Annotated in this window: 12 protein-coding genes and 1 riboswitch; of the genes, 4 read left to right on the top strand and 8 right to left on the bottom strand. The window is 66.7% G+C overall.

Annotation, left to right across the window (positions count from 1 at the left end):
- Positions 1–55: 55 nt before the first annotated feature.
- The gene (gene ribB / locus ACM0PB_RS19835) at positions 56–1156 is read right to left on the bottom strand and encodes a 3,4-dihydroxy-2-butanone-4-phosphate synthase (protein WP_005415266.1); all 1101 of its coding nucleotides are present in this window, start codon (positions 1154–1156) and stop codon (positions 56–58) included.
- Positions 1153–1779, bottom strand: a complete 627-nt coding sequence (locus ACM0PB_RS19830; protein ID WP_065186774.1) for a riboflavin synthase — start codon at positions 1777–1779, stop codon at positions 1153–1155. The genes ribB and ACM0PB_RS19830 overlap by 4 nt, the downstream gene beginning before the upstream one ends.
- 74 nt (positions 1780–1853) lie before the next feature.
- Positions 1854–1999: riboswitch (FMN riboswitch) on the bottom strand.
- A gap of 293 nt (positions 2000–2292) precedes the next feature.
- On the opposite strand from ACM0PB_RS19830, the gene ACM0PB_RS19825 reads away from it, so the two are divergent.
- The 3 genes from ACM0PB_RS19825 (at position 2293) to ACM0PB_RS19815 (ending at position 4437) form a co-directional block, all read left to right on the top strand.
- Entirely contained in the window at positions 2293–2913 is a 621-nt protein-coding gene (locus ACM0PB_RS19825; RefSeq protein WP_005415264.1) for a hypothetical protein, read from the top strand.
- Positions 2914–3063: 150 nt separating this feature from the next.
- Positions 3064–3948, top strand: a complete 885-nt coding sequence (locus ACM0PB_RS19820) for a hypothetical protein (protein ID WP_065178778.1) — start codon at positions 3064–3066, stop codon at positions 3946–3948.
- Between the two features lie 114 nt (positions 3949–4062).
- The gene (locus ACM0PB_RS19815; protein ID WP_032953932.1) at positions 4063–4437 is read left to right on the top strand and encodes a hypothetical protein; all 375 of its coding nucleotides are present in this window, start codon (positions 4063–4065) and stop codon (positions 4435–4437) included.
- 35 nt (positions 4438–4472) lie between these two features.
- Here the strand turns inward: ACM0PB_RS19815 and ribD are convergent, their stop codons facing one another.
- From ribD to ACM0PB_RS19785, 6 genes are all read right to left on the bottom strand, one after another.
- Positions 4473–5558: a bifunctional diaminohydroxyphosphoribosylaminopyrimidine deaminase/5-amino-6-(5-phosphoribosylamino)uracil reductase RibD gene (gene ribD / locus ACM0PB_RS19810; protein ID WP_065178779.1), complete on the bottom strand. Its 1086-nt coding sequence runs from the start codon at positions 5556–5558 to the stop codon at positions 4473–4475.
- A gap of 136 nt (positions 5559–5694) precedes the next feature.
- On the bottom strand, positions 5695–6216 hold the full coding sequence (gene nrdR / locus ACM0PB_RS19805) for a transcriptional regulator NrdR (protein WP_005415256.1): 522 nt from the start codon (positions 6214–6216) through the stop codon (positions 5695–5697).
- A gap of 145 nt (positions 6217–6361) precedes the next feature.
- Positions 6362–6811, bottom strand: coding sequence for a hypothetical protein (locus ACM0PB_RS19800; protein WP_065178780.1), 450 nt, complete (start codon positions 6809–6811; stop codon positions 6362–6364).
- Positions 6812–6838: 27 nt separating this feature from the next.
- Positions 6839–7258, bottom strand: a complete 420-nt coding sequence (locus tag ACM0PB_RS19795) for a hypothetical protein (protein WP_005415252.1) — start codon at positions 7256–7258, stop codon at positions 6839–6841.
- A gap of 66 nt (positions 7259–7324) precedes the next feature.
- Entirely contained in the window at positions 7325–8578 is a 1254-nt protein-coding gene (gene glyA, locus ACM0PB_RS19790) for a serine hydroxymethyltransferase (protein ID WP_005415251.1), read from the bottom strand.
- Positions 8579–8764: 186 nt separating this feature from the next.
- Positions 8765–9232: an RcnB family protein gene (locus tag ACM0PB_RS19785; RefSeq protein WP_032953924.1), complete on the bottom strand. Its 468-nt coding sequence runs from the start codon at positions 9230–9232 to the stop codon at positions 8765–8767.
- A gap of 252 nt (positions 9233–9484) precedes the next feature.
- On the opposite strand from ACM0PB_RS19785, the gene ettA reads away from it, so the two are divergent.
- Positions 9485–11149 (top strand): energy-dependent translational throttle protein EttA, encoded by a 1665-nt coding sequence (ettA, locus tag ACM0PB_RS19780; protein WP_005415249.1) that lies wholly within the window; start codon positions 9485–9487, stop codon positions 11147–11149.
- Positions 11150–11308 lie beyond the last annotated feature (159 nt).

The following is an 11308-nucleotide window of genomic DNA, read 5'->3' as shown; positions in this document are numbered from 1 at the left end:
CCCCCCCCCCCCCCCCCCCCCACCGGTAGTGCCGGCCGCTGGCCGGCTCTACCCATTACAGGGTCACCGTCTCCACCACTTCCAGGCCGTACCCGGCCAGGCCGATCTGGCGGCGCGGGGTGCCCAGCACGCGCAGCTTGCCCAGGCCCAGGTCGGACAGGATCTGTGCGCCGGCACCGTTGCGGCGCCACTGGCCCACGTCCTTGTCCTTGCCCGGCACCACCGGCGCCGGCTGCTGGCGCAGGCGGGCCAGCAGGGCTTCGCCATCGCGCGGGGCCGACAGCACCACCATCACGCCTGCGCCCTCGGCATCGATTGCACGCAGGGCGTCGGTGGCCGCCACGCCGAAGTCGTCACGGCGCCAGTGCAGCAGGTCGGCCAGCGGGTTTTCCACCTGCACGCGCACCAGGGTCGGTGTTTCCGCATCCGGCGTGCCGCGCACCAGGGCGAAATGCAGGTCGTGGGCGATGCGGTCGCGGTAGGTCACCAGCTTGAACGGGCCGAATTCGGTGTCGATGTCGCGCTCGTCCACACGTTCAACAGTCTTTTCGGTGGCCAGGCGGTAGGCGATCAGGTCGGCGATGGAGCCCATCTTCAGGCCGTGCTCGCGGGCGAACACTTCCAGTTCCGGGCGGCGCGCCATGCTGCCATCCGGGTTCAGGATCTCCACCAGCACGCCGGCCGGTTCCAGCCCGGCCAGCATGGCCAGGTCGACGCCGGCTTCGGTATGGCCGGCGCGGGTCAGCACGCCGCCCGGCTGGGCGATCAGCGGGAAGATGTGGCCCGGCTGGTGCAGGTCCGACGGCTTGGCGTTGGGCTTGACCGCGGTGCGGATGGTGTGGGCGCGGTCGTGAGCCGAGATGCCGGTGGTAACGCCCTCGGCGGCCTCGATGCTGACCGTGAAGTTGGTCTGGAACTGCGCGGTATTGGCCTGCACCATCGGCGCCAGGCCGAGGTCGGCGGCGCGGGTGCGGGTCAGCGGCAGGCACACCAGGCCACGGCCATGGGTGACCATGAAGTTGATGTCCGACGGCTTGACCAGCTCGGCGGCCATGATCAGGTCGCCTTCGTTCTCTCGGTCTTCGTCATCGACGATGACCACCATGCGGCCCAGGCGGATGTCTTCCAGGATTTCCGGAATCGGGGCGAAATTCATGCGGCATCTCCGTGTGGGTGCTGACCGTTGGTCGGCACACTGATCAACCGCTCCACATAGCGGGCGACCAAATCGATTTCCAGATTGACCGCACTGCCCACGCCGGTGGCAGAGAAGGCGGTGTTGGCCACGGTGTGCGGAATGAGGGCGACTTCAAAGCCTTCATCGTCCACTTCGTTGACGGTGAGGCTGACGCCGTCCACGCAGATCGAACCCTTCTTGGCGATGTAGCGGCGCAGCGAGGCCGGCGCGGCGAAGCGCCAGCGCTGGGCACGTGCATCTTCCTGGATGGACAGCACCTGGCCGAGGCCGTCGACGTGGCCGCTGACCAGATGGCCGCCGAGGCGGTCGGTCGGGCGCATGGCCCGTTCCAGGTTGATGACCGCACCCTCGCCCAGCTGGCCCAGCGTGGTCAGGCCCAGAGTCTCGGTGGAGGCGTCGGCCTGGAAGCTGCGGGCATCGAACGCGATGACGGTGAGGCAGACGCCGTTGATGGCAATGCTCTCGCCCATCTGCACGTTGTCGAACGGCAGATTCCCGACATTGAAGGTGAAGCGGACATCGCCGCCGATGGATTCGCGTGCGGCCAGACGGCCGACGCCTTCGATGATTCCAGTAAACAAGTAACGTTCTCCGCGAAAAGTGAGCGAAAAACGCCGCAAGGCAAACAGGTGCACGCAGGGCAAGAGCCCTGTGGCACCGTCTTCTTTCATCCGGACTATGACCGTCGGCTCCGGCATTGGACCGGATCTGCTGACCCCCGGCCGTGGGCCGGGGCGCTCGCGGGCTCGTGCTTGCGCACCTACCGCCGGTGGGGAATTGCACCCCGCCCTGAAGACGTTTGTGTACCGGCGAACCGGCCCGCGCAGTGTACCAGCCCGTGCTGAACGGGGTCGGATCCCTTTCCGCAGGAAAGGGCTCTGACCCCATGGACCGGTGGCGCAGCAGCACTGGGGTCAGGGCCGTTTCCCGATGGCAAACGGATCCGACCCCCAACCCCGGTCCGCCCCAGCCTGTGACGGCCGTCTCTCGCATTTTGTAAAACTTTCATTAAAATCCGCAGCGGACGACATGAGGTCGCCACGGGCAGCCGCGAGGGCAGGCCCGCCAATGGACTGAAACTCACAGGAATTCCCATGCGCAAGATCCTGATCGTGGCCGCCCTGCTGGCCGCCGCCCCGTTCTCGGCTTCGGCCGAGGCCCTGAGCTACACCTACGTTGAAGGCGGCTGGACCCAGGTCCAGGTTGACGACAACCTGCTGGACGACCCGAAGGTCGACGGTGGCTACCTGCGCGGTTCGGTCGCGCTGGCCGAGCAGGTCTACGTGTTCGGTGGCTGGTCGCGCACCAGCAAGACCCGCCACTACGGCGAAGATTCGCTGAAGCTGGAACTGAACCAGCCGGAGCTGGGTATCGGCTACCACATGCCGTGGACCGACCGCCTGGACTTCACCGCCGATGCCGCCTGGGTGCGCCAGAACGCCGAATCGACCCTGCGTTATGACGGTGTGCGTTACCACGGCAAGGACCACACCAACCTGGGCCGCGTCACCATGGGCATCCGCGGCAAGCCGTCGCGCATGACCGAAGCCTGGGCCAAGGCCGGCTACATGGATGGCGGCAACAACTACAAGGGCACCTGGGTCGGCACTGTTGGCGGCCAGATCAACTTCACCAAGACCTGGGGTCTGGTGGGCGAGATCTCCGGCTACCGCGACGTCACCCAGTACTCGGCCGGCGTCCGCGCCAGCTTCTGATCCAACGGTCGCTCCTCGTCGTGCGATCGAACGGGCCCCGCAAGGGGCCCGTTTTTTTTGCCCCGCGCGTCGGCACGTGATCACAGGGCGCCGTGGGGCCTGCGCAAAGATGCGCTAGGCTTGCGCGCCTCTGGAACAGGAAACACCGTCATGAAGACCCCCTTGCGTACCCTGCTGGCCAGCGCCCTGCTGGCTGCCCCGCTGCTGGCCAGCGCCGCCCCGGCCACACTGACGCCCGAACAGGCCTTCGATCTGTATGCCCGCGTCCTGCTGGAAGACGACGCCGCCGCGACCCGCACCCTCAACGATGCGCTGAAGCCCGCCTTCGACGGCCAGGACGCGGTAACCCCGAACCCGGGCGCATTGGCCAAGGCGCTGGCCGAACCGTGGCAGGTCGTGCTTGCCAGCACCGGCGCCAAGGCCGACGCGGCCACCAGCGAAGCGCTGTATGCCAAGGCCCTGCGTGATTCGAAGTGCCGCGCCAGCAAGAGCGTGATTGAAGACAACGAATACGTGGACGACCAGAAGCTGGCGCGCATCACCTTCAGCTGCCAGGTGCCCGACCTGGGCAAGGTACGTCCGCTGTTCGCCGCCAGCCTTGCCGCCGACGCCAGCCCGGCCTCGCGCAAGCAGTTCACCGACGCCTACACCCAGGCGCTGCAGAGCGGCGCGCGCGTGCCGGTCAGCGGCACCTTCACCCTGTACCCGGCCAAGGACAACGGCTACTGGTACAGCGGCAACTTCGATGATCTGGTGGGCACCGTGACCGGGGCGCTGGCACCGTTCGAGGAATGGATGCAGGACGTGCAGGCGGCCAGCGCACCGAAGGTGACCGGCGTACCCGGCTGCGACCTGCTGCTGCAGCAGCACCGCAGCTGCGTGGCGAAGATCGCACCCGACCAGATCAGCGGCGTGGATGCGATGGCCGAGGAACTGAAGGCCAAGGCACAGGTGAAGTCGGCCGATGAGATGACGCAGGAGTGCAAGGCGCTGCGCCCGATCGCCGAGATGATGTGGACGGACGAGTGCACATGAGCACGATGTAGCGCCGTTGCCTGCAGCAGGATCAATGGCACTTTCAGAACCGTTGCATGGTCTTGCGCACACTGCGTGATCAATGCTGTTGTCCTCTTCCACGAGGGCAACAGCATGAAACACCGCACAACCTCGACCACGGCCCTGCTTGTCGCGCTGATGGCGTGCTGGCACGCCGAAGCGTCCAGACCCAGGACATTCTTCGTGCAACCTTCGGTTGCGTTCGAGTCGACCCAGCTGCGCGACCGCGACATCGACGCGCAACTGAGCGAGAACGACGATTGCCGCGCGTTCCTGCAGTACCACGATCAGTGCGCACCGTCGGTACTGCCGGACGAGTACGACCAGGGCATCAGCCGGCGCAGGCTGCGGTGGAAGTCAACGCAACTGACGGGAGAAGCACTCGGTGCCTACTGCCGTGACCTGCATCTGCTGTGGAAGCAGCAATGGAAAGAGCAGTGCCCTGCCCACGAGGACGAGGGCACCTAACAGCGCCGGAACGGGGCCAGTGCCCCGCCATTGCCTCACGGGCGCAACAGCAGCCGGATGTCCTCGCCGACCTGGCGCTGGTCAACCACGCGCAGACGGCGCTGCTGGCCCATTGCCTCGATGCCCAGGCCCGCCAGCAACGGACGACCGTTGTCGCCCAGCAGCGTGGGCGCCTGGTACAGCAGCAGTTCGTCCACCCAGCCAGCGCGCAGCAGCGCACCGGCCAGTGTCGCGCCGGCTTCGGTATGCACCTCGTTGATGCCACGCTCGGCCAGCAGCGCCAGCACCGCACCCAGATCCAACCGCCCCTCTGCGCTGGGCACGCTGGCAAATTCGGCGTCGGCCGCATCCGGTGCGCTCACCGCCGCATCGTGCAGGTACAGCGTCGGCGCACCGCCCTCGCGCACACGGCTGCATTCGAGCGAACGCAGGCGCGAATCGAGCACCACGCGCAGTGGCGGCATCACTTCGGCACCGGCCAGGCGCACGGTCAACATCGGGTCGTCGGCCAGCACGGTATCGGCGCCAGTCAGGATCGCACCGGCGCGAGCGCGCCAGTGCTGCACGTCCTCGCGCGCAGCCGGCCCGGTGATCCACTTGGAGCTGCCGTCGGCCATCGCGGTGCGGCCATCGAGGCTGGCGGCCAGCTTCACCCGCAGCCACGGGCGGTTGCGCTCCACGCGTGACAGGAAGCCCTTGTTGAGCTCGCGCGCCGGCGCCGCCATCAGTCCTTCGGCAACCTCGATACCTGCATTGCGCAGCAGATCGAAGCCACCGCCATCAACCTTCGGGAAGGGATCGCGCATCGCCGCCACCACGCGCGTCACGCCCGCTTCGATCAGCGCCAGTGCGCACGGCGGCGTGCGCCCGTAATGGGCGCAGGGCTCCAGGGTGACATAAGCGGTGGCACCGCGGGCCTCGCTGCCGGCTTCGCGCAGTGCGAATACTTCAGCGTGCGGCCCCCCTGCGCGCTGGTGCCAGCCCTGCCCGACCACGCGTTCGCCGTGGGCGATCACGCAGCCGACCATCGGGTTGGGCCGGGTGGTATAGGCAGCGCGCTCGGCCAGACGCAGCGCGTTGGCCATGTGCAGGTGGTCGAGGACGGAGAACGATGGTGTCATGCGACCATGGTAACGCCGCCGGTGTGGATGCACGCGATCGGTAGATCCACGCCATGCGTGGATGGATACCTCCGTGCCAACCAAGGTTGGCACCCACCAGATCATGGGCGCCTCCGTGCCACCACAGCGGTGTCGGTCAGCCCTTCTTTTTCTTGGTCAGGGCGATCACATCGCCCAGCAGCTGCAGCTGTTCGGTGCTGGACGGCAGGTCGCGCTCGAGCTTCTCGATCTCCTCGCGGAAATCGGCCACGTCCTCGAAGCTGCGGTACACCGAAGCGAAGCGCACGTAGCCCACGTGGTCGAGCTTGCGCAGTTCGTTCATGACGAACTCGCCAACCTTGATCGAGGGCACTTCGCGCTCGCCGCTGATGCGCAGCTGGTGCACCACCGCGCGTACCGCCGCCTCGATCTTGTCTTCGGGCACCGCGCGCTTCTGCAGCGCGCGGTCGAACCCCGCGCGGACCTTGCGCTGGTCGAACGCTTCGCGGGTGCCATCGCTCTTGACGATGGCCGGCAGCTTCAGCTCGACCGTTTCCAGAGTGCTGAAGCGCTCGCCGCAGGCTTCGCATTCCCGCCGACGGCGAATCGTCGCGCCGTCTTCAGAGACGCGCGAGTCGATGACCCGGGTATCGGCATGTTGGCAGAAGGGGCAATGCATGGAACGCCTGGCTCAGGGAGCAATTGCCACGATCATGGCAGCGTCGCAAAGGTACCTGAGAAAGGGCGCCGCAGCAAATGCTGCCTGCGCGGAAGCGCCTGCATTCTGGCCACCCGAGGTGTGCGGCGAGTTCGTGATGTCCGGCTCAACCCGGTGCGGGCGGCGGCGATGCCACGCGTGACCAGCGCAGCCACGCCAGGTGCCCGGCCATCACCAACAGCGGTGGGCCAAAGCCGAGGAAGGCCAATGTCGAGATCTCCCCGTGCTTGAAGGTGAAGTACAACGCGGCGGCGATCACGCCCAACGCAGCCAGCACGCCCAGCGCCAGGCCGGCCCAGGCGGCAACCGGTGATTGGCGCAGGCCGGCAACACCGCGCCACAGGAACAGCCCGCTCAGCCACAACCACGACAGCAGGCCGATGATTCCCGCCGACGACCACAGCAGCAACAGCGTGTGCTCGTCGCCCGTCAGGTACTTGCCGTCCCATACGACCATCAGCCCCAGCACGGCACCCGTACCGCCTGCTGCCACTGTGGGCAGGCCCACCAGCAGGCCGGCAATGGCCATCCCGCGCTTGTGCAGGCGCTCATCCATGCGTTCGATGTCCTTCCATGGGCCACGTCATGCGCGGCGCTTGATCCACACCAGCACCGCCGCCGGCACCAGCATCGATGGGCCCAACAGCAACAGGGCGATGCCTTCGGCGTGGACCGTGATGCTCCACCACAGCGCCAGCCCCAGCGGGGGCACAGCGGCAAGACCGCCGGCCAGCAGCATCCACCACCAGAGGCGATGCACCTGCAGCCCGGCACGCCCCTGCAGCAGATACCCGGCGCTGAGCCACAACCAGGCCAGGCAGCCGGCAATGCCGGCCAGGCCCCACAGCGGCATCACCGTCACCGCGGCCAGCGTGCCATGGCCGAACTGGCCCAGCCCCGTCAGCAGCAGCATCGTCGCCGCGACACCGCCCACTGCCAGGCTGGGCAGGCCAAATGCCACCGCCAGGACGGCATACAGGTACTTGAGGCGGCGCTCATCCATGCGCGGGATTCCTGGTGACGGGGTCAGAGCCCTTCCCTGCGGGAAGGGATCCGACCCCGGCGGCGATCAGCCGTAGACCGGGTACTTGCGGCACTGCGCGCTGACGGCATCACGCACGCGGGCGATGACGGCATCATCGTTCGGCGCGTCCAGCACGTCGGCGATCCAGTTGGCCAGGTCCACGCAGTCCTGCTCGACGTAGCCACGGGTGGTCACGGCCGGGGTGCCCAGGCGCAGGCCCGAGGTCACGAACGGAGAACGCGGATCGTTCGGCACCGAGTTCTTGTTGACGGTGATGTGAGCCTTGCCCAGCGCAGCTTCCGCATCCTTGCCGGACACGTCCTTGCCGATCATGTCGACCAGCATCAGGTGGTTCTGGGTGCCACCGGAAACAATCTTGTAGCCGCGCGAGATCAGCGTGTTGGCCATCGCCTGGGCGTTCTTCACCACCTGCTGCTGGTAGGCCTTGAAGCCCGGTTCCAGCGCTTCCTTGAAGGCCACGGCCTTGCCGGCGATGACGTGCATCAGCGGACCGCCCTGGATGCCCGGGAACACGATCGACTGCAGCTTCTTGACCAGGTCTTCGTCGGCGCCCTTGGCGATGATGATGCCGCCACGCGGGCCGCGCAGGGTCTTGTGGGTGGTGGAGGTAACGACGTGGGCATGCTCCAGCGGGCTCGGGTAGACGCCAGCGGCGACCAGGCCGGCCACGTGGGCCATGTCCACGAACAGGTAGGCACCGACCTTGTCGGCGATGGCGCGGAAGCGCGCCCAGTCGATCACCTGCGAGTACGCCGAGAAGCCGGCGACGACCATCTTCGGCTTGTGCTCCAGGGCCAGGCGCTCGACTTCGTCGTAATCGATCAGGCCCTGGTCGTTGACGCCGTACTGCACGGCGTTGAACAGCTTGCCCGAGGCATTGACCTTGGCACCGTGGGTGAGGTGGCCGCCGTGGGCCAGGCTCATGCCGAGGATGGTGTCACCCGGCTGCAGCAGGGCGAAGTACACGGCCTGGTTGGCCTGCGAGCCGCTGTGCGGCTGCACGTTGGCGTAGTCCGCGCCGAACAGCTGCTTGAGGCGGTCGATCGCCAGCTGCTCGGCGATGTCCACGTATTCGCAGCCACCGTAGTAGCGCTTGCCCGGGTAGCCTTCGGCGTACTTGTTGGTCAGCTGGCTGCCCTGGGCTTCCATCACCGCCGGGCTGGTGTAGTTCTCGCTGGCGATCAGCTCGACGTGGTCTTCCTGGCGCTGGGTCTCAGCGGCGATGGCCTTGGCCAGTTCGGGATCGTAGGTTTCGATGCGGACGTCACGCGGGAACATCGGGTACTCCAGCAGGCAGGGAAAGGGGTACGGCTCAGCCCCTGATTGTAGCCCCGCACCGGCCTGCCGGGGCCGAAAAGGCCGGGGCCGGCACTCCCGAAGGAATCCGGCCCCGTATGGTTTCCAGGGATGTTGTGGGATCAGGGCCCTTTCCGTTGGAAAGGGATCCGACCCCGGCCGCGATCCTCAGCGACTGTTGATGATGTAGTCGGCGATGATGCCGGTCGCCACCGCCACCAGCAGCATGTTGCCGCGGTCGTCGCGGATCCAGTGGTGCCCATACGGCGGGCGGCGCAGGTGGTAGCGCGGGTAGTCGTTCACCACATAGATCGGGCCGCGGTAGTAATCGCGGTAGCGGTGGCCGACCTTCCAGCCGTAGCCCGGGCCGTAGACCACGCGCGGCGGCGGCGGGGCCGGGCGGTAGTAGCGGTCGTGATCGCGGTGCCAGTCGCGGCGGTCGCGCTCCCAGTCGCGGCGTGCCTCGCGGCGGTCGCGTTCCCAGTCACGGCGGTCCTGTCGCCATTCGCGGCGGTCCTCGCGCCACTCGCGGCGGTCATGGCCGCGACGGTGGTCGTTGTCGGCAAAGGCCGGGGCCACCGCGCCGAACGCCAGCACAGAGGCCACGGCGCCGGCCATTACTCGATTGATGCGCATGTCAGACCTCTGCTTGGGTGGTGGTGAGCCCATATTGCGCAACCGATCTGAACCGTTTCCGGCTGGAAACGCTTCCCGCTGCAGGACTGTGACGCAGTATTCAGCCCACGGCCAGCCCGACGGCGCCTGCCCGGCGCGGCCCGGAACCGGTTCCGGCTATAATTGCGGGTATTCCTTTCCAGTCTGTGCCCGCTGCCACAACGGGATGTTCCCGTGATGGGCCGGGCGCAGGGCCGCGCCTACGGAGACCTCATGTCCTCGCAATACATCTACACCATGAACCGCGTGTCCAAGGTGGTCCCGCCCAAGCGGCAGATCATCAAGGACATCTCGCTGTCCTTCTTCCCGGGTGCCAAGATCGGCCTGCTGGGCCTGAACGGCGCCGGCAAGTCCACCGTGCTGAAGATCATGGCCGGCGTGGACACCGATTTCGAGGGCGAGGCCCGCCCGCAGCCGGGCATCAAGGTCGGCTACCTGGCCCAGGAACCGGAACTGGACCCGAACAAGACCGTGCGCGAGTCGGTCGAGGAAGGCGTGGGCGAAGTGCTGCAGGCGCAGGCTGCGCTGGAAGCGGTGTATGCCGCCTACGCCGAGGAAGGTGCCGACTTCGACGCGCTGGCCAAGGAGCAGGAGCGCCTGGAGGCGATCCTGGCCGCCGGTGATGCGCACACCCTGGAAAACCAGCTGGACGTGGCTGCCGATGCGCTGCGCCTGCCGCCGTGGGATGCCAAGATCGCCAACCTGTCCGGCGGTGAAAAGCGCCGCGTGGCACTGTGCCGCCTGCTGCTGCAGAAGCCGGACATGCTGCTGCTGGACGAACCGACCAACCACCTCGACGCCGAGTCGGTGGAATGGCTGGAACAGTTCCTGGCGCGCTACACCGGCACCGTGGTGGCGGTCACCCATGATCGCTACTTCCTGGACAACGCCGCCGAGTGGATCCTGGAACTGGACCGCGGCCGCGGCATTCCGTGGAAGGGCAACTACACCGAATGGCTGGTGCAGAAGGATGAACGCCTGAAGCAGGAAGAAAACCAGGAAAAGGCCCGCCAGAAGGCGATCCAGAAGGAACTGGAGTGGTCGCGCCAGAACGCCAAGGGCGGCCGTTCCAAGGGCAAGGCCCGTCTGGCCCGCCTGGAAGAGCTGCAGTCGCAGGACTACCAGAAGCGCAACGAGACCAACGAAATCTTCATCCCGCCGGGCGAGCGCCTGGGCAACATGGTGATGGAGTTCAAGAACGTCTCTAAGAAGTTCGGCGACCGCCTGCTGATCGACAACCTGTCGATGCTGATTCCGCCGGGCGCGATCGTCGGCATCATCGGCCCGAACGGCGCCGGCAAGTCGACCCTGTTCAAGATGATCACCGGCCAGGAAAAGCCGGATTCGGGCGAGATCGTGATCGGCCCGACCGTGCAGCTGTCCTACGTGGACCAGAGCCGCGACAAGCTGGAAGGCAACCACAACGTCTTCCAGGAAATCGCCGGCGGCCTGGACATCCTCAACATCAACGGCATCGAGATCCAGTCGCGCGCCTACATCGGCCGCTTCAACTTCAAGGGCCAGGACCAGCAGAAGATGGTCGGTTCGCTGTCCGGTGGTGAGCGTGGCCGCCTGCACATGGCCAAGACCCTGCTGCAGGGCGGCAACGTGCTGCTGCTCGACGAACCGTCCAACGACCTGGACATCGAAACCCTGCGTGCACTGGAAGACGCGCTGCTGGAGTTCCCGGGCAACACCTTCGTGATCTCGCACGACCGCTGGTTCCTGGACCGCATCGCCACGCACATCATCGCTTTCGAAGGCGACTCGCACGTGGAGTTCTTCCAGGGCAACTACCGCGAGTACGAGGAAGACAAGAAGCGTCGGATGGGCGATGACGCTGCGCCGAAGCGCCTGCGCTTCAAGGCGCTGAAGTAAGGCAACCGGAAAGGCCGCGCTCGCGCGGCCTTTCTCCTTTCGGTAGGTCACCACCGTTGGTGGTGACGCTTTGAAGCGTACCGACCAACGGTCGGTACCCACCACCAACGGTCGGTACCCACGTTCTGCATTCGGGTAGGTCACGACCGTTGGTCGTGA

The sequence above is a fragment of the Stenotrophomonas sp. AR029 genome (assembly GCF_047520695.2).
In the GTDB taxonomy this organism is placed as follows: Bacteria; Pseudomonadota; Gammaproteobacteria; order Xanthomonadales; family Xanthomonadaceae; genus Stenotrophomonas; species Stenotrophomonas sepilia.
This window is presented reverse-complemented; position numbering and strand designations above follow the sequence as displayed.